19 protein-coding genes and 2 pseudogenes are annotated in these 23,715 nt (G+C 66.1%); 4 read left to right on the top strand and 17 right to left on the bottom strand.

Annotated features, from left to right (window positions below; genetic code table 11):
* Positions 1-119: 119 nt before the first annotated feature.
* Positions 120-1,007, bottom strand: a complete 888-nt coding sequence (locus tag ASC92_RS21870; protein ID WP_056519870.1) for a LysR family transcriptional regulator — start codon at positions 1,005-1,007, stop codon at positions 120-122.
* Between the two features lie 115 nt (positions 1,008-1,122).
* On the opposite strand from ASC92_RS21870, the gene ASC92_RS21865 reads away from it, so the two are divergent.
* The 3 genes from ASC92_RS21865 to ASC92_RS21855 all read left to right on the top strand — a co-directional run bounded on the left by ASC92_RS21865 (position 1,123) and on the right by ASC92_RS21855 (position 4,836).
* Positions 1,123-3,303, top strand: coding sequence for a sensor histidine kinase (locus ASC92_RS21865; RefSeq protein WP_056519868.1), 2,181 nt, complete (start codon positions 1,123-1,125; stop codon positions 3,301-3,303).
* A complete protein-coding gene (locus ASC92_RS21860; RefSeq protein ID WP_056519866.1) occupies positions 3,300-3,914 on the top strand; it encodes a response regulator transcription factor in 615 nt (204 codons plus the stop codon). The genes ASC92_RS21865 and ASC92_RS21860 overlap by 4 nt, the downstream gene beginning before the upstream one ends.
* 130 nt (positions 3,915-4,044) lie before the next feature.
* A complete protein-coding gene (locus ASC92_RS21855; RefSeq protein WP_056519864.1) occupies positions 4,045-4,836 on the top strand; it encodes an alpha/beta hydrolase in 792 nt (263 codons plus the stop codon).
* A gap of 133 nt (positions 4,837-4,969) precedes the next feature.
* Here ASC92_RS21855 and ASC92_RS21850 read toward each other — a convergent pair whose 3' ends face one another.
* From ASC92_RS21850 to ASC92_RS21800, 13 genes and pseudogenes are all read right to left on the bottom strand, one after another.
* Entirely contained in the window at positions 4,970-6,085 is a 1,116-nt protein-coding gene (locus ASC92_RS21850; protein ID WP_056519861.1) for a hypothetical protein, read from the bottom strand.
* 3 nt (positions 6,086-6,088) lie between these two features.
* Complete coding sequence (locus ASC92_RS21845; RefSeq protein ID WP_157609099.1) at positions 6,089-7,711, bottom strand: hypothetical protein; 1,623 nt, start codon at positions 7,709-7,711, stop codon at positions 6,089-6,091.
* A 156-nt stretch (positions 7,712-7,867) separates the two neighbouring features.
* Positions 7,868-8,341, bottom strand: coding sequence for a hypothetical protein (locus ASC92_RS28710; protein WP_157609098.1), 474 nt, complete (start codon positions 8,339-8,341; stop codon positions 7,868-7,870).
* 360 nt (positions 8,342-8,701) lie between these two features.
* Positions 8,702-9,592: an NAD(P)-dependent oxidoreductase gene (locus ASC92_RS21840; RefSeq protein ID WP_056519856.1), complete on the bottom strand. Its 891-nt coding sequence runs from the start codon at positions 9,590-9,592 to the stop codon at positions 8,702-8,704.
* Between the two features lie 4 nt (positions 9,593-9,596).
* Positions 9,597-11,045, bottom strand: a complete 1,449-nt coding sequence (locus tag ASC92_RS21835) for an aldehyde dehydrogenase family protein (RefSeq protein ID WP_056519854.1) — start codon at positions 11,043-11,045, stop codon at positions 9,597-9,599.
* A 22-nt stretch (positions 11,046-11,067) separates the two neighbouring features.
* A complete protein-coding gene (locus tag ASC92_RS21830; protein WP_056519851.1) occupies positions 11,068-12,468 on the bottom strand; it encodes an amidase in 1,401 nt (466 codons plus the stop codon).
* Between the two features lie 4 nt (positions 12,469-12,472).
* Positions 12,473-13,966 (bottom strand): ABC transporter substrate-binding protein, encoded by a 1,494-nt coding sequence (locus tag ASC92_RS21825; RefSeq protein ID WP_056519848.1) that lies wholly within the window; start codon positions 13,964-13,966, stop codon positions 12,473-12,475.
* Positions 13,967-14,013: 47 nt separating this feature from the next.
* Complete coding sequence (locus ASC92_RS21820; protein WP_056519845.1) at positions 14,014-14,832, bottom strand: ATP-binding cassette domain-containing protein; 819 nt, start codon at positions 14,830-14,832, stop codon at positions 14,014-14,016.
* Entirely contained in the window at positions 14,829-15,824 is a 996-nt protein-coding gene (locus tag ASC92_RS21815) for an ABC transporter ATP-binding protein (RefSeq protein WP_056519842.1), read from the bottom strand. The genes ASC92_RS21820 and ASC92_RS21815 overlap by 4 nt, the downstream gene beginning before the upstream one ends.
* A gap of 5 nt (positions 15,825-15,829) precedes the next feature.
* On the bottom strand, positions 15,830-16,711 hold the full coding sequence (locus ASC92_RS21810) for an ABC transporter permease (RefSeq protein WP_056519834.1): 882 nt from the start codon (positions 16,709-16,711) through the stop codon (positions 15,830-15,832).
* Positions 16,708-16,966, bottom strand: a pseudogene (locus ASC92_RS29410) (ABC transporter permease subunit); the annotation flags it as partial. The gene ASC92_RS21810 and the pseudogene ASC92_RS29410, both read right to left, overlap by 4 nt.
* A 1-nt stretch (position 16,967) precedes the next feature.
* Positions 16,968-17,797: pseudogene (locus ASC92_RS21805) on the bottom strand (ABC transporter permease); the annotation flags it as partial.
* 394 nt (positions 17,798-18,191) lie between these two features.
* The gene (locus tag ASC92_RS21800) at positions 18,192-19,274 is read right to left on the bottom strand and encodes a tartrate dehydrogenase (protein WP_157609097.1); all 1,083 of its coding nucleotides are present in this window, start codon (positions 19,272-19,274) and stop codon (positions 18,192-18,194) included.
* Between the two features lie 289 nt (positions 19,275-19,563).
* On the opposite strand from ASC92_RS21800, the gene ASC92_RS21795 reads away from it, so the two are divergent.
* Positions 19,564-20,421 carry an aldo/keto reductase gene (locus ASC92_RS21795; protein WP_056519829.1) on the top strand — a complete coding sequence of 286 codons (858 nt, stop codon included), beginning with the start codon at positions 19,564-19,566 and terminating at the stop codon, positions 20,419-20,421.
* Between the two features lie 177 nt (positions 20,422-20,598).
* Here the strand turns inward: ASC92_RS21795 and ASC92_RS21790 are convergent, their stop codons facing one another.
* From ASC92_RS21790 to ASC92_RS21780, 3 genes are all read right to left on the bottom strand, one after another.
* Entirely contained in the window at positions 20,599-21,354 is a 756-nt protein-coding gene (locus ASC92_RS21790) for a GntR family transcriptional regulator (protein ID WP_056519826.1), read from the bottom strand.
* A gap of 98 nt (positions 21,355-21,452) precedes the next feature.
* Positions 21,453-22,418, bottom strand: coding sequence for a Bug family tripartite tricarboxylate transporter substrate binding protein (locus tag ASC92_RS21785; protein WP_056519823.1), 966 nt, complete (start codon positions 22,416-22,418; stop codon positions 21,453-21,455).
* 43 nt (positions 22,419-22,461) lie between these two features.
* Positions 22,462-23,634: a CaiB/BaiF CoA transferase family protein gene (locus tag ASC92_RS21780; RefSeq protein ID WP_082519671.1), complete on the bottom strand. Its 1,173-nt coding sequence runs from the start codon at positions 23,632-23,634 to the stop codon at positions 22,462-22,464.
* Between the last annotated feature and the right edge of the window lie 81 nt (positions 23,635-23,715).

Genomic DNA, 23,715 nt, shown 5'->3' with positions numbered 1-23,715 from the left:
GTGGCGGTTTCGTGCGGCATGAAATCTCGACGACCGCCAACAAATGCAGCTTCTGCAACGCGCTGCGTGCGAAGCCTCATGGGCGTCGCCCCGAACGAACCCGCACCCGATCCCGATCGCTAGGCCATCCCCCGCGCCAACAAATGATCCACCAACCGGCGCTGCGGAAAACTCAAAGCCTCCTGCCGTGTACAAAGGTACATGCGTCGTGAAGCCCACGCATCGGTGAGATTGATGAAACGCAGCTTCATCTCCTTGCGGTAAGTCACCGCCGCCCCCTCGGGCAGGATGCCCACGCCCATGCCCGCTTCGATCATCCGGCACACCGCCTCGAAGCTCTTCACCCGCACGCGCAGGCGCAGCACCTTGCGCGCGCTCATGGCGGCGTCCTCCATGGTGCGGGATATGGCGGAGTCATCTTCGAGCCCCACGAAATCGAAATCGAGCAGTTCCTCGAACGACACCTCGCGCCCGCGCCACGGATGCTTCTGCCGCACGATGGCCACCAGCCGGTCGGTGCGGTAGGGAATGAAATTGAGCGCCGGGTCGGCCGCCTCGCCGGTGATCACGCCGACATCGGCCTGCCGATCGCGAATGGCCTGCACGATGTACACGCTGCGGTGCTCTTCCACGCTCACGCGAACCTCAGGGTAGCGCTGGCGAAAGCTCGCCACGTCGTCGGGCAGGAACTGGCCCATGGCCGACGCGTTGGCATGCAGCCGCACGCGGCCGGTGGCGCCCTGCGCGTAGTCGGACAGGTCGGCGCGCATGCGGTCGATGTCGCGCAGGATCTGGCGCGCGTGCATGGCCAGCGACTCGCCGGCGCCCGTAGGCGTCACGCCCTTCGACGTGCGATTGAGCAGCGCGACGCCAAGTTGGCCTTCGAGGATGGCGAGGCGGCGGCTCGCGGCCGACAGCACCATGTGGCTCTCGGCGGCGGCCTTCGACAGGCTGCCGTGCTCAATGGCACGCAGGAAAAGCGCCAGCGAATCGAGGTCGGGTCTCATGGTGTCGGGTCGATCTGGGAGGGTGGCATTGTCGCGCCCGCGAGGGCGGGCGCAGGCGCAAGGATGAGGGCAAAATTCCCCGGCCGCGCCGATCGGCCCCATCCCCGTGCCGTCCATGCCGCCCACCACGCCAATCACGCCCGAAACACCTTCGCCATCCCCGCCCCGCCCGCGCCACCGCGCGCTGGCCGGCTGGATCGCCGCGGGCGTATTGGCACTGCTGCTGATCGGCGTGGCGGGCCAGTGGGCCGCGAGGCGCGAGGCGAACTTCCAGGCCGACTCGATCCGCCGCGCCATGGAAGTCCACGTGCTGGGCCTGCGCGACGCAGCCGGCAAGTACAGCTACCTGCCATTCACCGCGAGCCTGCATCCCGACGTGCTGGCCGCGCTGGCCCATCCCCAGGACGCGGCCGTGAAGCAGCGCGCCAACCGCTACATCGAAGAGGTGAACCGGCAGGCGGGCTCCGACGCGCTCTACCTCATCGACCTGCAGGGCCTCACGCTGGCGGCCAGCAACTGGGCGACGCCGCAGAGCTTCGTCGGCGAGTCGTATGCCAACCGCCCCTACTTCCGCGATGCGCGCGCGGGGCGCAACGGCCTGTTCTACGGCGTGGGCCAGACCACCGGCGAGCCGGGGCTCTTCATCTCCGCGCCGGTGCGGCCCGACGGCGGCGCCGTGCTGGGCGTGGTGACGGTGAAGGTCAGCCTGCGCCAGCTGCAGGAAGCCTGGACCTTCGCGCGCGACCCGATCCTGCTGACCGACGCGCGCGGCATCGTGTTCCTGAGCTCGGTGCCGTCGTGGATGTACCAGGCCACGCGCGCGCTGGGCGCCGCGGAACTCGAAGGCATGCAGCGCGACCAGCAGTACGGCGCGCGCACCAGCTTCGCGGCACTTCCGTGGAAGGTGGAGCGTGGCGAAGGCGAGCCCGGCTACCTCGTGCGCACCGACATCGGCGGCCAGCCGCGCCGCTTCCTCGCGGTGGACGAGCCGCTGCCCGACCTGGGCTGGACGCTGACCGTGATGGCCGACCACGCCGAAGTCACCCGCGCACGCGAGCGCACCTGGATGCTGGGCCTGCTGTGCGCCGGCGTGCTGCTGCTGGGCGGCCTGTACTGGCAGCTGCGCGAACGCCGCTTCGCCGAGCAGCGCGATGCGCGGCGCGACCTGGAGCTGCGCGTGCGCGAACGCACCCACGAGCTCGACGAGGCCCACGCGTTCCGCAAGGCGATGGAAGACTCGCTGCTGGTGGGCATGCGCGCACGCGACCTGGAGGGCCGCATCATCTACGTCAACCCGGCCTTCTGCGAGATGACCGGCTACGACGCCGACGAACTGCTCGGCAAGCTGCCGCCCTACCCTTACTGGCACCCCGACGACGTGGCGCAGCACTGGCGCCAGTACGACGCCATGATGAGCGGCCAGCCCGCGCGCTCGGGCTTCGAGTCGCGCCTGCGGCACCGCGACGGGCACGACGTGATCACCATGGTCTACACCGCCGCGCTGATCGACGCCGACGGCCAGCACAGCGGCTGGATGAGCTCGGTGGTGGACATCACCGAGCAGAAGCGCGCCGAGCTGCGCCAGCGCCAGAACGACGAGCAGCTGCAGCACGCCCAGCGCCTGGCCAGCCTCGGCGAGATGGCCTCCACACTGGCCCACGAGCTGAACCAGCCGCTGATGGCGCTGAGCAATTTCGCGAGCGCGGCCAAGGCTTTTGCCGAACAAGGCAACCAGCAGCTGCTGGTCAGCAGCCTCGACGAGACCATGGCGCAGGCCCAGCGCAGCGCCGAGATCGTGCGGCGCATCCGCGGCTTCGTGCGCCAGCGCACCGTCGGCACCGAGGACTGCGCGGTAACGGCGCTGGTGGCGAACGCGCTGGCGCTGCTGCAGGGCGAGATGCGGCTGCGGCGGGCGCGTGCCGAAGTCCGCATACCGGCGGGGCTGCCCGAGGTGCGCGGCGACCGCGTGCTGCTCGAGCAGGTGCTGCTGAACCTGCTGTCCAACAGCCTGCAGGCGATGCAGGCCACGCCGCCGGAACAGCGGCTTGTGGAGGTCGAGGCCGAGGTGCTGGCAGGACGCATGCACATCCGCGTGGCCGACCGCGGGCCGGGCATCGACGCCGCGCTGGCCGAGCAGGTGTTCGCGCCCTTTTTCACGACCAAGACCGGCGGACTGGGGCTGGGCCTGAACATCTGCCGCACCATCGTCGAGGCCCATCGCGGCCGGCTGTCCTTTGCCAACCGGGACGGCGGTGGCACGGTTTTCACCCTCGAGCTGGAGATCTCACCCCCATGAACGCTCTTGCCAACAACCTGTGCGTGGTGGACGACGACGAGGCCGTGCGCCGCTCGCTGGGCCTTCTGCTGCTGTCGCGCGGCTACGCGGTGCAGACCTTTGCCTCGGGCGAGGCCTTCCTGGCCGGCGCCGACCTGCAGCGCGCGGGCTGCGTGATCCTCGACCTGCGCATGGAGGGCGTGAGCGGGCTGCAGGTGTTCGATGCATTGCGCGCACAGGACAGCCCGCTGGTCGTGATCTTCCTGTCCGGCCACGGCGACATTCCGATGGCGGTGGAGGCAGTGCAGAACGGCGCTTTCGGCTGGCTAGAGAAGCCCTGCAACGACGAGCGCTTGCTCGACAGCATCGCCCGGGCCTTGCAGCGCGCCGGCGAAATCGCCGTGCGACGGCAGGCCCGCCAAGCCGCACAGGCGCTGTGGGACAAGCTCACGCCGCGCGAGATGCAGGTGGCCCGGCTGGTGGCCGAGGGCAAGCCCAACAAGCAGATTGCCCTGGAGCTCGCGCCGCTGGAGCAGCGCACCGTGGAAACGCACCGGGCGCATGTGTTCGCGAAGCTGGGGTTGTCGAACAGCCACCAGCTTGATCGGTTCTTGCGGGAGCATGCGCTGTAGGTTTTCGATGCCGGACAGTCCGGCCAGACTCGATCCGATCAGGCGTCGTGGAGTCGGAGCGTCCTACCGCCAGCGTTTGAAGGCTCGGTCTCATACGCCAGAATTCGCTACTCGGTACAGGAGGTCGTCGATGTACAGCCTTGCGCGATATTGGATTGCCGGTCTTCTGATGGCACTGGCTTCGCAAGCCCAGGCGCAGGCCACGCAGAAGGTGGTGGACATTCCCACCCGCCCCGGGGTGACACAGCGAATGCTCGTGCTGTCACCGCCCGAGCCGAAAGCAGCCGTCATCCTGATCGCGGGCGGACATGGGGGCCTGCAGATCTTTCCCAATGGGTCGTTCAATTGGGGCGCCGGGAATTTCCTCGTTCGCACGCGACAGTTGTTTCCCGACCAGGGGCTGATGGTCGCCGTGATCGACGCGCCGTCCGACCGCCAGAGTCCGCCCTACCTCAGCGGGTTTCGCCAGACGCCGGAGCACGTGGCAGATTTAAAAGCGGTCATTGCATGGATGCGCGAACAATCCAGGGTGCCTGTATGGCTGGTGGGCACCAGTCGCGGCACGCAATCCGCAGCGTACGTCGCCACCGAGCTTTCCGGACCTGAAGGCCCCAACGGCATTGTTCTGAGCTCGACAATCCTCATTGACCGACGCGGTCGGCCCGTCCCCGCCATGCCACTGTCAAAGATCCGGGTCCCCGTGCTCGTCGTGCATCACTCGCAGGACGGCTGCGCGCTCTGCCCTTTTTCCAACGTTCCTGGGCTCATGGAGAAGCTCGAAAACTCGCCGAGGAAAGAGCTGTTGAGCTTCAGCGGCGGCGAGGACAAAGGCGATCCGTGCGAGGCCATGGCGCATCACGGATTCAATGGGCTTGATCGCGAGGTTGTCACGCAGATCGCGGGATGGGTTCTTGCCAGATAGATGCGGATGCTTGATTTTCAGAGCGGCTGAGTTCAGGCTCGGGTGACGTCGTTCAGGGGCGGTTATGGGCCCGGAGCGGTCCTCCGTTCCATCGAAATCGCGGAGCCAGGAAGCGGTCCAGCGTCCAGCTCAACTAGAGCTTGAACGCCTTCAAGGCTGCACGTTCAACCGATGTGATGTTGGGGTTGGCCTTGAGGACGTTCTCAATGAGTGCGTTGTTCGCCAAGATTCCTTTCGTCGGATTGGACTTGGGATATGCCCGCGCTATTGCCGCCTGGTCCCCGCTGGACGGCTCCGAATTCGCCGTCGGATCGAAGCAGCTCCCAGGAGGCTGCTTGAAATCTTCCAAACGCAAGTCATAGCGCATCACGCTCAGTCTGTCCGGCATGTTGCTGAACACATAAACGTCTCCGTCGGGACCAAGCCCCGTCTTGTAGAACTTGTCTTCAGCGGCGACGCTCGAGAGCTGCAGCGTCTTCAGGTTCTCATCGACGTCCTCGTCGCTCCATTCGTAGGCCTGCTTGATGGCAACGAGATTGAACTGGGGGAAGCAATCGGCGACGGGGTGCTGATGCTCATGCGCCAGGCCAAGCGCATGCCCAAACTCGTGAATGACGATGGACTTGAACTTGTCCCCATCGATTGGATACCGAGGCTCGTCCAGGTCCTGCAGGCCCATCGTGACTTCGTTGTTGACGTCGCTCAGCAGCGCTCGCGTGCCGATTCGAGAGAAGTACCCCTTCTCACGGAAGGAGACTCTGACGACCGCGCCATCTTTCGCTTGGCATATCCGGAACGAAGGGGCCTTACCGAAGTCGAAGTAGATGGCGCCGTACTTGGACCACCGGCTCGCAATCTGGGCGATGCGGGCCTTTACGTCATTTGCTCCCGCTGAGTGGAAGCAGACCTTTAGCGTAGTGCCAGGCTCCCATTTGCGGAACTTGTCGATGATGGAGAAAGGTGCGACGCCCCCCTTCAGGAGCTGCGGCATGTAAGAGGGTGCCGCCGCGTTCGCCTGGAACAGCACTTTGAAGGCCTGCTCTTGCTCTCGAGCACGCATCACCTGCTTCGCCAGGTCAACAGACGTCGCGGGTGGTACGGGTTTGTCGGACTGCGTTCCTTGCTGACGCAGCCGCCTCTCAGAGTCGATGCCAGCCAAATCGTGTGACAGCACCGGCGTCGGCGTCGCTGCTGCGCCGACGACCAACGCGAAGAGCAGATTGGCGAACGTGCTGCAAGAGGGGCGCATGCTTCAGTCGAAGTCAGCGAATGGTGCGGAGACACCGGCGGCACGAGCCGCAGCATTGGCATCAATCTTGGCCTGTGCCAACTGAATCTCAATCAACTTGCGGGCGGAGGCAGTTCCACCGCTGGCCTCTTGCAACGCCGAGTCGAGCTGGGAGACCTTCAGGAGCGCAAGCTGGTACTTCTGTCGAGCGTCACGATCAGCCGCCACACCCTCAGCAGCCAGTTCGTCTCGCCTCGCTGGATTGAACTTGTCGTTCAAGGCGGTCTTGACCTTGTCCTTGTCCTCGTTGAAGGCCGCAGACAAGGACTTCAAAAAGGCAGAGGCTTCCGACGTCTCGACAACCGTCGCCCCAGCGTAGTAGCTGCCCACCTTGGGCTGGCCATTCTTGTAGGCCGGCAGCTTGCAATAGCGGTACGCTTTGATAGGCACAGAGTCGTCCTTCTGCTGCTCGTCATAGCCTCCGTTCTGCGCGCACTTCCTCGTGTAGAACGCCTGCGCCCACGCCAGCTCAGAGGCCACCTGAGCTTCAGTAGACGCCTTGTCTGCAGCAAGCTTGGCATCCCAGAGCGCCAGCGGGCAACGCGGGTCTGAGAACCTCTGTTGAGTACCTTCCACCTTCTCGCCCCTGCCGGCAGGAATGGCCTTGTTGGCCTCGGCAATCTGATCGCAAAGCTTGCGGACCATGTCGTGATACGCCGTGTTGCTCTCGATGGGCGTCTTGACCAGGGGGGTCAGGGCGGCCCGCTTGAGGATTCCGTTCGCCTCGACGTAGCTGGCGACGGCCGTCTTCCTGTCAGACGCAGCTTCCTTCGTTGCGTCCGATTCGGGCAGCTTCGGTAGGCGCGCCGACATCGGCCAGTCCGCAATCCGCTCCAGCTGGTTCGTCAGGCCGTTTGGCTGGACCCGCACGTATGCCTTTCCTGTGTCGATGTTCTTGAAGGAAAATGACATCGCCCCGAAGGACGCACCCGTCTCCTCGGAGCTCAGCGAGACGGCGACAACGTAGTCCTTCCCTTGCTTGCGAAACCAGCCGTTGCCGGGCGCTAGCGACTTCCCAACGTAGAGCATCTGCGGCGTCGCTTTGATGCCGTCGTTGGCAGCGATGTGTTCAAGCTCGATCTCCATGTAGAAATCCGGAACGCTCCTGAGCTGCGTCATGTCGGCGGTGACCTTTGACATCCATTCAGGATTGCTTGCCCCGCCAGAGCCTGCCGTGAACAGGACGACGCAACCGACGCTGGTGTCGGTCACAAGGTTGGCCTTCTCGTCAACGGTGTAGTAGGTTGCCGAAACACTTTCGCCAGAGAGCGTCGTGACCTTGTCCTTCGCCGCGGCCGCGAGAGCGCTACCGGCGATATCGACGCCTTTTGAGATCACCTGCTGAATCAGCAGGCCAGCGAGGACAGCCATCTTCTGGCCTCCGCCAGCTCCCGCCGGCGCCGTCACCGGGCACTTTGATCTCAGCTCGACTTGGAGCGACTGGGCGCTGGCAAGTGACGAGAGCGTCAGGAAGGACACGAGCAGTGCAACGCGCGCAGAACTCTTCGACATGGTCTTCTCCCTTGAATCCGGCTTTCTGCCGTGACCTTCAACCCAACTACTGTCAGTGACGTTGACGAGATTCACCGGTCGCGCGCCGATTATGTCGGAAGCAGTATCGGTCCGCCTCATCAATATTGGGGACTGTCGATCTGCCTAAACACGCCGAGGTATCTGCGTGGCAAGCGACGGTGCCTACCCGAGAGACGACATTCGTCACCGACCGCTTGTGGCCGGTTGCCGTCACATGCCTAACGAGCGCGCATAGATCCAAAGCATTGACGCGACCGTGGAAAGGAGCATCACTATTGCCGCAAGCCGGCCCATGCGTCTGTCCACGAAGGCCGCCAGCACGAGGTACGCCATCATCGTGCAGAAGACTACCGCACCCATTGGTGATGTGAACCACTTCGAGAACAGTAGCAACGCTAGGCCCGCTGCCGATAGCAATGCAGGAAGCCACCATGGCGACCCTCGCAATGCCCACAGCGCGACTGCCGAGACAAGTGCAAGCGGGCCGGCAAAACGCGCCCAACCGTGTACCCAAGGCACGAAGTCTCTTGAGGTCTCGTACCGTCCGACGCTGATGACCAAGACCTCGCCGGTAGTCCCCGCTGACCAGACGGCACTACCGAAGGACCAAAGCGCCGGGAGCAGCAAGATTGCGCCGGCTGCAAGGGCAACCTTGCCGTATTGCTGGAGACTCGGATGGTTCATGAAGATGAATGCCAGGGGTTGGCGGGTTGTTGCCCCAGTGAAGGTCAGTGTCCACGCGCTCCTTTACGCCAGGCGGTCGAGCGACCGCTGCTGGCCGACTCCGGCCCTCCGGAATTCTGCCTCACCCGTGCCCGTCTCTCGCAAAAGCGCAGTGGAGCGCCCGCGCATGTCCATCTGCAATCCGCCACAGCGGTCGAACCGCCAGCGCCACAACCACGCTCATCGTGCACAGGGCACCGGGTGCTCCCCGCAGCGAAATAAAGGAGGAGGGCGAAGCCCGGGGGACATTCGCGGAGGGGAGTACCCGGTGCCCTGTGCACGCACCCCGAACGACGCGTCACACAGAGCAAGAGCAAAAAATCAGCGCAGAGCTTCGACCAGATCCAGCACCATCCGATCGCCACCGAACTTCTCGACACCCTGCGTCAACAGCGCATCCACAGCCAAAGCGATGCCGTGGCCAGAAGACGACTGCTCCGCCATGTCGTTGTAGTAGCCCAGGTCCTTCTTGGCATTGGCCATGGAGAACTTCAACGAGTCGGTGCTGCCGGTCAGCAGCTTTGGCTTGACGCGTTCCAGCGCCACCCCATTGCCGCCGCCCTTGGCGAGCACTTCGACGAACACATCCGGCGCCACGCCCGCGCGCTGCGCACAGGCAGCCGCTTCACACAGCAGCGCGACCGTGCCCAGCGACACGAAGTTGTGCAGCAGCTTCATCGCATGGCCGGCGCCGATGCCGCCCACATGCGTGACGTTCTCGGCAAAGCAGCGCAGCAGCGGCAGGCACGAAGCCAGCACGTCAGCATCACCACCCACCAGCAGGTTCAGCCGGCCCTCGGCAGCTTCCTTCGCCGTGCGCGTCATGGGCGCGTCGATGAAGCTGCCGCCCTTGGCGCCCACCGCTTCCGCCACCTTCGCGGTGGAGGCGGGCACGGCCGTCGAGCAGTCGATCACCACCGTGCCGGGACGCAGGGCAGTCAATGCACCCGTGTCGCCAAGCATCACGGCCTCGACCTGCGGCGTGCCGGTGACGCACAGGATCAGCACGTCGACCTGCGCGGCCAGCGCGGCCACGTCCTTCACAGACGTGGCGCCCGCCTTCAGCAGGCCGTCGATCGGCTGGTTGCCCGCGTGTTCCAGCACGGTCAGCTGGTGGCCGTGCTTGACGATGTTGCTCGCGATGCCGTGGCCCATCAGGCCGACGCCGACGAGGCCGACTTTGCGTGGGGCTTGCTGTTCAGTGCTTGTCATTGATTCATCCGTGCTTGATGGCGATGGTCTTGAGGGTCGTGAATCCGAGCAGGGCCTCGAAGCCCTTCTCGCGGCCGAAGCCACTCGATTTCACGCCGCCGAAAGGCAGTTCTACACCACCCGCCGCGCCGTAATTGTTGACGAAGACCTGGCCGCAGTGCAGCTTGTGCGCCATGCGCAGCTGGCGCGCGCCGTCGCGGGTCCACACGCCGGCCACCAGGCCGAAGTCCGTGCCGTTGGCCAGGCGCACCGCCTCGGCCTCGTCGGTGAAGGGCATCACGGCCAGCACGGGGCCGAAGACCTCGCGCTGCGCGATCTCGCTGTCGTGCGGCACGTCGCGGAACAGCACGGCCTCCTGGTAGAAGCCGGTGGCCGATGCGTTCGGCGACACCGTGCCGCGCGCCGCCACCTTCAGGCCGCCTGCTTCGGCAGTCGCGACCATATCGCGCACCTGGCGAAACTGCTTCTCGTTGATGAGCGGACCCATGTCCAGGTCTTCGGCGGGCGTGCCCGCGCGAACGGCCGCGAAGCGCTTGGCAAGCCGCTGCACCACGTCTTCGTACACTGACTGTTCGACCAGCACACGGCTGCCTGCCGAGCAGGTCTGGCCCGCGTTCTGGATGATGGCGTTGAGCAGCACCGGCTCGGCCGCGTCAAGGTCGGCGTCGGCGAACACGATCTGCGGCGACTTGCCGCCCAGTTCCAGCGTCACCGGGCAGTGGCGCTCGGCCGCGGCCAGGCCCACGCTGCGGCCCGTCATCGTCGAGCCGGTGAACGAGATGTGGTCGATGCCCGGATGCGCGCACAACGCGGCGCCGGCTTCCTTGCCGTAGCCCGTCACCACGTTGAGCGCCCCGGCCGGAAAGCCCACCTCGGTCGCGATCTCGGCCAGGCGCAGCAGCGAGAGGCTTGCGTCTTCGGCCGGCTTCACCACGCAGGCGTTGCCCGCGGCAAGCGATGCGCCCACGCTGCGGCCCGCGATCTGCATCGGGTAGTTCCAGGGAATGATGTGGCCCGTCACGCCATGCGGAATGCGCACCGTCAGCACGGTGTAGCCGCGCTCGTAGGGCAGGGTGTCGCCGTGCAGCTTGTCGCAGGCACCGGCGTAGTACTCGAAGTAGCGGGCCAGCGCGGTCGCGTCGTTGCGCGCCACGCGCAGCGCCTTGCCGGTGTCGCGGGCTTCGAGCTGGGCGAGTTCTTCGTGGTTCTGCATGACAGCAGCGCCGAGCCTGGCGAGCAGGCGGCCACGCTCCAGCGCAGTCGTCGCGCCCCAGGGGCCGTCGAAGTTCTCGCCCATGGCCTGGCGCGCGGCGCGCACGGCGGTGTCGACGTCGGGGGCCGTGCCGCGTGCGATCTCGCCGAATTTCTGGCCGTCGCTCGGGTCGATCACGTCGATGGTGGCGTTGCCTTCGGACGGCACGCGACGGCCGTCGATGTAGTGGGTGGCGTTCATGAGGTTGTCTCCTTGCGGCCGATCACTTCGGCTCGGGCCAGGGGTGTTGCGCTTCGCGGATCTGCTCGAAGGCGCGGCTGAACTGCAGCACGCCCAGGTCGTCGAAGCGGCGCCCGGCGATCTGCAGGCCGATGGGCAAGCCCTCGGCCGAATAGCCGCAGTTGATCGAAGCGGCAGGCTGCTCCGACATGTTGTAGGGCACCGTGAAGCCGATGTGCTCCAGCGGCAGCATCGGGTCGTTGGTCGGCGAGGCGTGGTCCGCGGGTGCGGGCATGTTGGGCGACACGGGCGAGATCACGAAGTCGTAGGCCTTGGTGGCGGCGACGGTGGCCGCGCGCGCGGCGATGAACTGGCTGTAGGCGTCGAAGATGTGCGCCCCCGAGAAACCGGCCGCACTTTCGGCCCACTCGCGGATGTACGGCAAGATCTTCGCGCGCTTTTCCGCAGCCATCGCCTGCATGTCGATGCACGAGCGCATGCGCCAGAAGTGGTCCATGCCCTGCAGCATCTTCGGCGTCATGAAGGCCTTGATCTCTTCCACATGCGCGCCGGCCGCCTCGATGCGCTTCGCGGCGCGGCGCACGGCCTCGGCAATCTGCGGATCGAGCGGCAGGCCGCAACCCGCGTCCATGTGCAGCGCCACGCGCTTGCCCTTGAGGAACGATGGGTCGACCTCGAAGGCCGCCCAGTCGATCGCGGGCGCGGGCAGCTCCGAATAGTCGCGGTCGTCGGACTGCGCGATCGACGCCATCATCAGCGTCGAGTCGGCCACCGTGCGCGTCATCGGACCGGCGCAGCGGCCCATGTAGGGCGTGCTCAGCGGAATGCGGCCGAAGCTGGGCTTGAGCGTGTAGATGCCGCACCAGCTCGCCGGAAGGCGCAGCGAGCCACCGATGTCGGTTCCCACGTGCAGCGGGCCGTAGCCGGCGGCAGCCGCCGCACCCGCACCTGCGCTGGAGCCTCCGGGCGTGCGCGAAACGTCCCACGGGTTGCGCGAGAGCTCATGAAAGCTCGACAGGCCCGACGACAGCATGCCCAGGTCGGGCATGGTGGTCTTGGCGACCAGCACCGTGCCGTCTGCCTTCAGGCGCGCGGCGGGTGGCGAGTCTTGCAGCATCGGCACGAGTTCGTAGGCGGCGGTGCCCAGCGGCATCGGGTCGCCCTCGGTCGCGAGGTTGTCCTTGATGGTCACGGGCACGCCGTCGAGCGTGCCGCGCGGCTTGCCGGCCAGCCAGCGAGCCTCGGAGGCGCGCGCCTGTTCGAGCGCTAGCTCGGGGCGGAACAGCCATGTGGCGTGCAGCTTGGGCTCGTACGCGGCGATGCGCTCGTTGACCGAGCGTGCCACTTCGACCGGCGAGAGCTCCTTGCTGCGGTAAGCCGCGTGCAGCTCCTGCACGCTCAGGGAATACAAGGGCTTGGTCATCGCATCAACCCCACGAAATCGCGGCCAGGTCGTTCACCACGATCGGCATGCTCGGCCACAGGCCCTTCACTTCCTTGCGCGCGATGGTCGGGAACACGGCCTGGTACAGGAAGCCGTTGACCGCATCGGTGGCCAGTTGGCGCTGCGCCTCGGCCAGCAACTCGGCGCGGCGCTTCTTGTTCTCTTCGTTCTGGATGACGACGAACAGGTCGCGGAATTTCTTCGAGTCGTAGCCCCAGTAGTAGTCGGGCTCGGTGTATTTCACGAGGTCGAAGGGCTCCACGTGCGCGACCATCGTCAGGTCGAAGTCGTGCGCGCCGCCGAAGGTGCCGCTGAGCCACTGGGCCCACTCGACGTTCTGGATCTTCACGTTGATGCCGATCTGCGCCAGCTGCGCCGCAATCACCTCGCCGCCTTGCCGCGCATACGAAGGCGGCGGCAGTTGCAGGCGCAGTTCGAGCGGTGTCTTCACGCCGGCTTCGGCCAGCAGCTTCTTCGCCTTCTCGATGTCGAAGGGGTTCACCGCGGTGGTGTCGATGAAGCCCGGCGCGCCCAGCGCGTAGTGGCTGCCGATGGGCTTGCCGAAGCCGTCCGCCGCGCCCTGGACGATCGCGTTGCGGTCGATGGCCGCCAGGATCGCGCGGCGCACGCGCACGTCGTCCAGCGGCTTCTTGCGGTTGTTGATGGTGAGGATCACCTTGCCGCGCGTGCCCACCTCGATCACCTGGAAGCGCGGGTTGCCCTTGAACTGGCTCACCGAGCGCGTGCCCGCGCGCGGGAAGATGTCGATGTCGTTGGCCATCAGCGCGGCGGTCTGCGCGGCGGTGTCCGACATGAAGCGGAACACGAACTTCTCGGTCTTCGCGAGGTTCGGGTCGCGGTAGCTTGGCGACTTCACCAGCGTGCACGAGGCGCCGCGCTGCCAGGCGCTCAGCTTGTACGGACCGGTGCCCACCGGCGCGGTGGCGTTGGTCTCGGCGCTCTTGGGCTCGACGAGGCAGGCGGTCGACTGGCCGAGCATGAAGGGCAGGTCGGGGTTGGGCAGCGTGCTGTTCACGCCGACCATGTAGTCGTCGAGCACCACGGTGCCGATCTCGCTGAAGAAGCGCTTGTCCTTGTTGGTGCTCTTGGCGCCGCCCGCGCGGTCGAACGAGAACTTCACCGTGTGCGCATTGAAGGGCTGGCCGTTCTCGAAGCGCACGCCCTTGCGCAGCTTGAAGACGAAGGTCTTCATGTCCGGCGACGAGGTCCAGCTCTCGGCAAGCATCGGCGTGACCGAGCCGTCGGCGTTCACCTTGGTGAGCGTCTCGAAGATGTTGTACTGCGTGATCTCCGCGATGGCCGACGCGGCACCGGTCGTCGGGTCCAGGCCCGGCGGTTCGAGCGGCATGCCGATCGTCAGCGTGTTCTTGCCGGCCTGCGCGCGCGCCTGGGGCAGGAAGACACCCGGGATTGCCGCGGCCATGGCGGAAGTCATGAGTGTGCGTCGCTTCAACATTCGGTAGCTCCTGGAGGTGAGGGTAAAAAAGAGCGGCCTTCGCGCTCTCAGCGCGAAGGCGTGTGCAGCACGGCGGAAAGAAGGGTGCGCGTGTATTCGTGCTGCGCATGCTGGAACAGGTCGGCCGGTCGGCCGCGCTCCACGATGCGGCCCTTGAAGACCACGCAGACCTCGTCGCACAGGTGGTTGACCACCGCGAGGTCATGGCTGATGAGCAGGTAGCTGATGCCGAACTGCTGCTGCAGGTCCTGCATGAGGTTGAGCACCTGGGCTTGCACCGACACGTCGAGCGCGCTGACGGGCTCGTCGGCCACGATGAGCTTGGGGCGCGTGATGAGAGCGCGCGCGATCGCAATGCGCTGGCGCTGGCCGCCCGAGAACTCGTGCGGGTACTTGTCCATGTCGGTGGTGCGCAGGCCGACTGCGGCCAATGCTTCGGAAGCACGCTCGCGCTGCACGGCGCGGCTCGTTTCGGCCAGCGCTTCGAGCGGCTCGGCGACGATGCGCGCCACGGTCTGGCGTGGGTCGAGCGAGCCGTAGGGGTCCTGGAACACCATCTGGAAGTCGCGCCGCGCGGTGCGCAGCTCGGCCTTAGACAGCGTGTGCAGGTCGCGGCCTTCGAGGCGCACGCTGCCCGAAGTCGGCGTGTCCAGCGCCATCACGAGGCGTGCGATGGTCGACTTGCCCGAGCCCGATTCGCCGACGATGCCCACGCTCTTGCCGGCCTGCACCTCGAAGCTCACGCCGTTGAGCGCCTTCACGGTCGGCGGCGGACCGAAGAGTTTTTCGCGCGGCAGCGCGTAGTGGCGGTAGAGGTTGTTCACGGCCAGCAGGGGCTGACCGGTGGTGCTGTGCTGCTGGCTCATGCGGTGGCCGCCTTGGCGTTCGACGCGGCAATCTCGCCCAGCCGCAGGCAGCTCACCGTGTGGTCGTTCGGCAGCATCGTGGCGCGCGGCCGCGTACTCTGGCAAAGGTCGATGGTGTGGGCGCAGCGGCCCGCGAAGGCGCAGCCCCGGGGCATGTCGACCAGCTCCGGCACGCTGCCGCGGATCGTGGGCAGCCGGCCCGCACGGACCGCGCCGATGGCGGGCCGCGCCGCGAACAGGCCGCGCGTGTAGGGATGTGCGCGGCCGGCAAAGACCACGTCCGTCGGGCCGCTCTCGACCGCACTGCCGCCGTACATCACGAGCATGCGCTTCACGCTGTTGGAAATCACGCCGAGGTCGTGCGAGATCAGGATCAGCGCCATGCCCATTTCCTTGACCAGGCCCTGGATCAGATCGAGCACCTGCTTCTGGATCGTCACGTCGAGCGCGGTCGTCGGCTCGTCGGCGATCAGCAGGTCGGGCCCGCAGGCCAGCGCCATCGCGATGCCGATGCGCTGGCGCTGGCCGCCGGAGAACTGGTGCGGGTAGGCGTCGAGGCGCGAGGCCGCATCGGGAATACCCACGCGGTCGAGCAGGTTCAATGCCTCCTTGCGGGCCTGTGCCTTTGTCAGCCCGCGATGCAGCCGCAGCGGTTCGCCCACTTGGCGCGCGATGGTGTGCACCGCGTTCAGCGCCGTCATCGGCTCCTGGAAGATCATGCCGATCCGGTTGCCGCGGATATGGCACATCTGCTTCTCGGGCAAGCCGACGAGTTCCTGCCCATCGAGCTTGATGCTGCCGGTGACCTTGGCGCTCGACGGCAGCAAGCCCATCAGCGACATCACGGTGATCGACTTGCCGCAGCCCGACTCGCCGACGATGCCCAGCGTTTCGCCGCGCTCCAGCGAGAACGAGATGCCGCGCACGGCCTGTGCCGGCCCGCGCTGTGTCTGCAGGCCGATCTGGAGGTTGTTGACTTCGAGGAGGGGCATGGCGCTTACCGGGCTCTGGCCAGGCGCGGGTCGAGCAAGTCGCGCAACCCGTCGCCCAGCAGGTTCAGCCCGAGCACAGCGAAGGCGATCGCCATGCCGGGGAAGACGGCCAGCAGCGGCTGCTGGAACATGAGGGTCTGCGCCTCGCTGAGCATGCGGCCCCACGAAGGTTGCGGAGGCTGCGTGCCAAGGCCCAGGTAGGAGAGGGCGGCCTCGGCCAGGATCGCGATGGCGAAGCGAATCGTGATCTGCACGATCAGCACGGCCGAGATGTTCGGCAGCACGTGCTGCATCGTGATCGCGAAGCTGCCCTTGCCGCAGGCCCGCGCGGCGGCCACGTACTCGCGCGACCAGATCGCGTTGGCCGAGGCGCGCGTGATGCGCGCGAAGGTCGGGATGTTGTAGATGCCGATGGCGATGATCGCGTTGACGATGCCCGCGCCGAACACGGCCGTCATCATGATGGCCGAGAGGATCGCGGGGAACGCCAGCGTGAAGTCCGACAGCCGCATGACGGCTTCCTCGACCCAGCCGCGCTTTGCGGCCGCCAGCAGGCCCAGCGCCGTGCCGACCACGAGGCCGATGCCGACCGCGATCACGCCGACAAGGATCGACGCGCGCGCGCCGACCAGCAGCAGCGACGCCACGTCGCGGCCGAACGCATCGGTTCCGAGCCAATGCGATGCGGAGGGCGCCTGCATCTTGTTTGCCATGTCCATCGCATACGGCGACCACGGCGTCCACACGAACGAGACCAGGGCGGCAATGAGCAGCAGCGCGGCCAGCACGCCGCCGATGACGAAGCTGCGATGCTTCACCGCGCGCTGCCAGAACCCGGGGAGCTTGATGAGCGCCGCAGCGCTCGGAGCGGTGATCACGGAGCTCATATGTCGCTGGCCTTGATGCGCGGGTCGATCACKGCGTACAGCACGTCGACCACGAARTTCACGATCACCACCATGGCCGCCAGCAGCATCACGCAGTTGCGCACCACGATCAGGTCGCGRTTGCTGATGGCCTGGAAGATGAGGCGGCCCAGGCCYGGCAGGTAGAACACGTTCTCCACCACGATGGTGCCGGCCAGCAGCTCGGAGAACTGCATGCCCATGACCGTGATGACGGGGATCATCGCGTTGCGCAGCNGGCAGGTAGAACACGTTCTCCACCACGATGGTGCCGGCCAGCAGCTCGGAGAACTGCATGCCCATGACCGTGATGACGGGGATCATCGCGTTGCGCAGCACGTGGGTCCACAGCACGGCACGCTGCGACACACCCTTGGCGCGCGCGGTGCGCACGAAGTCTTCGCGCATCACCTCGAGCACGGCCGAGCGCGTGATGCGCGCCAGGATCGCGGCCTGCACCACGGCCAGAGACAGCGCAGGCAGCAGCAGCGACTTGATGCCCGCGAAGATGCCTTCGCCCCAGCCCTCGAAGCCGCCTGCGGAGAACCACTGCAGCTGCACCGAGAACACCAGGATCAGCAGGATGGCGAACCAGAAGTTCGGAATCGCGATACCGACCTGCGCCATGCCCATGAGCCCGACGTCGCCGAGCTTGTTGTGGCGTGCGGCAGCCGTCACGCCCACCAGCAGCGCGAAGTTCGGAATCGCGATACCGACCTGCGCCATGCCCATGAGCCCGACGTCGCCGAGCTTGTTGTGGCGTGCGGCAGCCGTCACGCCCACCAGCAGCGCAATCACGACGGTCAGCGCCATCGCCATCATGGCGAGCGGCACGGTGAGCGCGAGGCGTTCGAGGATCAGGTCGAGCACGGGCGAGCTGTAGGCATAGCTGTCGCCGAGGTTGCCGGTCAGCAGGCCTCCGATCCAGTGCCAGTAGCGCGTCCATGCGGGCTGGTCGAGGCCGAGCTTGGTGGCCAGGGCTGCCACGGCTTCGGGCGAGGCGTCGGGGCCCATGAGCATCTGCGCTGCGTTGCCCGGAAGAATTTCCAGGACGAGGAACACGATGATGGACGCGCCGATCAGCGTGCCCAGCAGTGTCAGCGTGCGCTTGAGCAGGAAGAGGCCCATGTCAGTGACTCCTCTGAGTGGTGTTGTGTTTGTGGGGGCTGTCGTTCTTGGCGAGTGCCCAGGCCACCGGGTACTCCCCTGCGCGAATGTCCCCCGCTTCGCTCCTCCTTTATTTCGCTGCGGGGAGCACCCGGTGCCCTGCGCACAGGGCACGCTGCTGGTGTACCGCCGATCAACGACTGCTCTGTCCAACGATCACGCCGATGGGGTGCCTTGCGCAGCGAAATAAAGGGGGAGGCCGCAGGCCGGAGGACATTCGCGGAGCAAGGTACCCGGTCGGCGTGATCGCACCCCGAACGACGCACCCCATACCGAACCCTGACTTCCAGATGCGTCATGCAGAAATGCATTCGGCAATCGCGCGACCCACGTCCACGGTGTTGGCCGTGCCGCCCATGTCGCGCGTGCGCGGGCCTTCGCTCAGCACGGTCTCGATGGCCGACAGCACGGCGGCGGAAGCCTGCGCGTAGACGGGATCGTCGCCGCCGAGGTGGTCCAGCATCAGCGCGGCCGACCAGATCTGGCCGATGGGGTTGGCGATGCCCTTGCCCGCGATGTCGGGGGCCGAACCGTGCACAGGTTCGAAGAGCGACGGGAACTTGCGCTCGGGGTTCAGGTTGGCCGAGGGCGCGATGCCGATGGTGCCGGTGCAGGCCGGGCCCAGGTCGGACAGGATGTCGCCGAAGAGGTTGGAGGCCACGACCACGTCGAACCAGTCGGGGTGCTGCACGAAGTGCGCGCAGAGGATGTCGATGTGGAACTTGTTCGTCGCCACGTCGGGGTAGCGCGTGGCGATCTCGGCCAGGCGCTCGTCCCAGTAGGGCATGGTGATCGAGATGCCGTTCGACTTGGTGGCGGCCGTCAGGCTCTTGCGCTTGCGGCGGCTGGCGAGCTTGAACGCGTAGTCGATGATGCGATCCACGCCGGTGCGGGTGAACACCGCTTCCTGGATCGCCATCTCGCGCGGCGTGCCTTCGAACAGGCGGCCGCCCACGGAGGTGTATTCGCCCTCGGTGTTCTCGCGCACCACGAGGAAGTCGATGTCGCCGGGCTTGCGGTGCGCCAACGGGCCGGGCACGCCGGGCATCAAGCGCACGGGGCGCAGGTTGACGTACTGGTCGAAGTCGCGTCGGATCTTGATGAGCAGGCCCCACACGGCGATGTGATCGGGCACCTTGTCGGGCGCGCCCACCGCGCCGAAGTAGATCGCGTCGTGGCCCTGGATCTTGTCGGCCCAGTCGGCCGGCATCATCAGGCCGGTGCGCACGTAGTGGTCGGAACCCCAGTCGAAATGGTCGTACGAGAAGTCGATGCCGAAGCGGCGACCCACCGCGTCGAGCACGCGCAACCCTTCGGGCATGACCTCGACGCCGATGCCGTCTCCGGGAATGACGGCAATCCTGTGCTTTTTCTGCATTGACTCGACCTGCTCCATGTTCGTTGCGTTCGGGCTGTTGAAAAATTCTAGGAGCGAGGGGTGGGGGTGCGATGGGGGTAGGCACCCAAACTGCCTTGACAAAATCAGAAGACCTGACGTCGAGGTTTCACAGAGGAGTTTGCCAATTCACTGTCACGGAATCGACTTTGATTTCGAAAAATTAGAAGGCTGGAGGCGCCCTGGGCGAATGCCGTGCTGCTGCACGGAGCACCGGGACAGTCGTCGCCGGAGGGCTGACACGGCCGTGTGTCCCCCGTACCATGGCCCGATGCGAACACTCCAACTTCCCGCCGGCGGCGAGATGCCCGTTCTCGGCCTGGGCACCTGGCGCTTGGGCGAAGACGCGGGTCGTCGCGCGGCCGAGATGAAGGCCGTGCGCGAGGCCATCGCCCTCGGCTACCGGCTCATCGACACGGCCGAGATGTACGGCGAGGGCGGCGCAGAAACCGTCGTGGGCCAGGCCATCGCCGAGGCCCTGCGCGCGGGCGACGCGCGCCGCGAAGAGCTCTTCATCGTCAGCAAGGTCTACCCGCACAACGCCAGCCGCCGCGGCACGCGCGATGCGTGCGAGCGCAGCCTGAAGCGGCTGGGCCTCGGCGCCATCGACCTCTACCTGTTGCACTGGCGCGGCAGCCATCCGATGCGCGAGACGGTCGCGGCGATGCAGTCGCTGGTGGCCGACGGACGCATCGGCCACTGGGGCGTGAGCAACTTCGACACCGACGACATGGAAGAGCTGATGCAGGCCGTGGGCGACGGGCCGGGCTGTGCGGCCAACCAGGTGTACCTGTCGCTCGGCGAGCGCGGCCCCGAGTTCAGCCTGCTGCCCTGGCAGCGCGAACGAGGCATGCCGCTGATGGCCTACAGCCCGATCGACCAAGGGGCGCTGGTCGAAGACGATGGGCTGAGCGAACTGGCCGGCCGGCTCCGCGTGACGGCTGCGCAGCTTGCATTGGCCGCCGTCGTCGCACGGCCCGGCGTGGCCGCGATTCCGAAGGCGGTGCGCAGCACGCACCTGAAGGAGAACCTTGCCGCCGCAGAACTGAAGCTCGACGCGGCGACCCTTGCCGAACTGGATCGCCTGCATCCGCCGCCGCGCCGCAAGATGCCGCTGGCGATGATCTGAGGTCTTGAAGGCGGACTTCCGGACGCAGAGGGCGCAGAGGTTTCGCAAAGAACGCAAAAGAGACAGCCAAAAATCTTCTTGGTTTTCCTTCTGCGCCTTCTGCGTCCGGAAGTCCGATCCCGCTTCCTGCTGCTCAATTGAAAACCCGCACCCGTTGCGGGCGAGGGGCAGGTCCGTTCAGGCCAGCAGTGCCTTGACCAGGTCGAGCTGCCGGTCGGGCTTGTCGACACCGAGCTCGAGGCTCGCCTCGATGCGCTCCAGATGGTCATTCATGCTCTTCACGGCGGCCTCGGCATCGCCCTTGCGGCACAGGCGCAGGAAGTCGGCGTGCTCGTCCGACGAGCAGTGCGGGTCGTTCGACGAGTGGTACAGCATGGCGATCAGCGAGCTGCGCGCCACCAGTTCGCGCACCAGCTCGGCCAGCGTGCGGTTGCCCGTGGCCTCGGCCAGCGCCACGTGGAAGTCGCCCAGCAGCTTCTCGCGCACGGTGCCCGTGGTGGTGGTCTGGCGCAGCGCGGTGCGTTCGAACTTGATGTGCTGCTCCAGCACCTGGTAGTCGCGCGGCCGTGCAGCGGCGACGAACAGGCGCACCACCTCGCTTTCGAGAATGCGGCGCACCGCGAACACCTCGCGGGCCTCTTCCACCGAGGGCTGGCAGACGAACGCGCCCTTGTCGGGAATCATTTCGATGAGCTTGTCCTTCGACAGCATCAGCAACGCGGCGCGCACCTTGGTGCGGCTCACCGAATAGACCCGGCCCAGCGCCTCTTCGCGCAGCCAGGTGCCGGGCGGCAGGCGCTTCTCGACGATCGCGGTGGCGATGTCGTTGGCGATGCTTTCGATGGAGCTGTTCTTGTCGGCTGCGGCCGCGCCGTTCTCGGCTGGAACGGCGATGGCAGGGGGTGCGGAAGGTTTGGAACTGGCGCGGGGCATGCGCGGATTGTGACCTAGGCAAGCACTGTGCGAAGCGCAGCAATTCGACGATGGACTTGGGTGTCGCGTCCATCGCGCACTCCCAGGCGCCGGCCTCCTCATTCGGCCTTCAATCCCGCGCTCTTGACCAAAGGTCCCCACTTCTGACGCTCGCTGCGGGCAAACATGGCCAGCTCTTTTGGCGCCCCGCCGGCGGCAGGTTCATGTCCCAATTCCAGGAGTCTCTGACGCACATCGGGCTGAGCCATCACCTTCGTCAGCTCGGCGCTGAGCCGCTGAATGACCGGGGCAGGCGTTCCGTGCGGCGCATACATCGCGTTCCACGCGATCACCTCGAATCCATCGACTCCCTGTGCGGCAACCGGCTTGACCTGCGGAAGGAGGGCCGACGCCTGAGCCGATGTGACGCCCAATGCCTTGAGCTTTCCGCTGCTGATGAAAGTCCGGACCGCACTCGCGGTGTCGATACCCACCATCACCTGGCCACCGATGATGTCCGTCATTGCCGTGCCGGAGCCCTTGTACGGAACAGGTCGCAGGGTGCCCCCGGTCTTTTCCTTGAGCAACTCAAGAACCAGCCGCGCCGTGGTGCTCGGAAGGGCGATGTCTATCCCTTCCGTCTTCGCCTTTGCGTCCTTCAACAAGTCAGCCACGCTGTTGTATGGCGATGCGGGGTTTGCAACCACAACCATCGGGAAGGTGCTCACGATGCCGATGGGCTCGAAATCCTTCTCGGGATCGAAAGACATCGAAGGGTAGATCATCTGGTTCAGAACATGCGTGCCATTCGTTCCCATCAGTAGCGTGTAGCCGTCGGGCGCCGCGCGGCCGGCCTCGAATGCGCCGATGTTTCCTCCGGCCCCCGCCCTGTTGTCGACGATGATCGCCTGCCCGAGGGCCTTGCTGAGCTGATCGGCAATAAGGCGTGCAGCCACGTCGGTGCCTTGCCCTGCCTGGTAGGGCACAACCAGGCGTATCGGCTTGGCCGGGTAGTTTTGTGCCGCAGCAGCTTGGAGTAGCCCAAGCGAAACGACGCAGGCACCCAGGAATTCGAGAGTCTTCATTTGTCTGTCTCCAGTATTTTTGTCTGTCTAGCCTGTGCGGCGGCTATGTGCCGATCCGTTGCGGGAGCGCCCCGCTTTCACGAAGTTGCTCGATCCGACTTGCCGTCAATCCCGTCTCGTGCAGGATTTGCTGCGCGTGCTCGCCGTACGCGGGCGGCACACCTTCGGCTGCGCCAGGCGAACGCGACAGCCGCGCGGCCACGCCGATGCCGTGGTACTCGCCCCGATCGATCCGCATGCTCCGGTGATGGGCGTGCGCCTGGGCGAACGCCTGGGGCACGGAATTCACCGCGCCCGCCGGCACGCCGATGCGCATCAGATCCGCGCACAGGATCTCTCGTTCGTGCGAGCTGATCGCCGCTTCGATCAGTCCACGCAGTTCGTCGCGGTTGCGCAAGCGCACTGCATTCGTCGCAAACCGCTCGTCGCACCACACTTCCGCCAGACCCACGTGCTCGCAGAAGCGCCGAAACTGCCGGTCGTTCAGGATGCCGAGAAATATCTGACCGTCCCGGCACGCGAACCTGTCATAGGGCGCGATGTTGGGATGTGCGCTGCCCAGCAGGCGAGGCGCTTCGCCTGAATACATCCAGTTGGCCGCATGCGGGACCAGCAAACTCATGGCCGTGTCGAACAGCGTCGCATCGACCCGCTGGCCCTCACCCGTTCTTGCCCGGTTCACCAGTGCAAGCAAGATGCCCGTGAGCGCCGTATAGCCAGTCACGTGATCGACGATCGGAATCCCCATTCGAGTGGGGCCAGACTCCGGCTCCCCGTTGATGCTCATCAACCCGCACATGGCTTGCAGAACCGCGTCATAGCCGGGCAACCCTCCGAGCGGTCCGTCGGTGCCGAACCCCGAGATCGCGCAGTAGACGAGCGCCGGATACCTCTGTCGCAGCACGCTCTCATAGTCGAGGCCCCAGCGGGCCATCGTGCCCGGCAGAAAGTTCTCCACCAGCACATCGACACCTTGCAGGAGCTCGAGCAGGAGTTCCTGGCCTTCAGGTTTCGACAGGTCCAGCGCCATGCCGCGCTTGCCGCGGTTGACTGCCGTGAAGTAGGCCGCGTGCCCGAATGCGTCGAACGGTGGGCCCAGTGCTCTTGTTTCATCGCCCGCCGGCGGTTCGATCTTGATCACATCGGCGCCGTGGTCGGCAAGCATCTGCGTGCAGAGAGGCCCGGCCAGTACACGCGAGAGGTCAAGCACGCGCATGCCGGCAAGCGCTCCACGGGGCGGCGATGCGCGCTCCGATCCAAAGGACATCTTCGATCTCCCAATGGTTTTTTCCAGGCA

The sequence above is a fragment of the Variovorax sp. Root411 genome, assembly GCF_001425205.1.
Taxonomy (GTDB): domain Bacteria; phylum Pseudomonadota; class Gammaproteobacteria; order Burkholderiales; family Burkholderiaceae_C; genus Variovorax.
The sequence above is the reverse complement of the archived record's forward strand: the minus strand, read 5'-3'. Positions and strand labels throughout refer to the sequence as shown.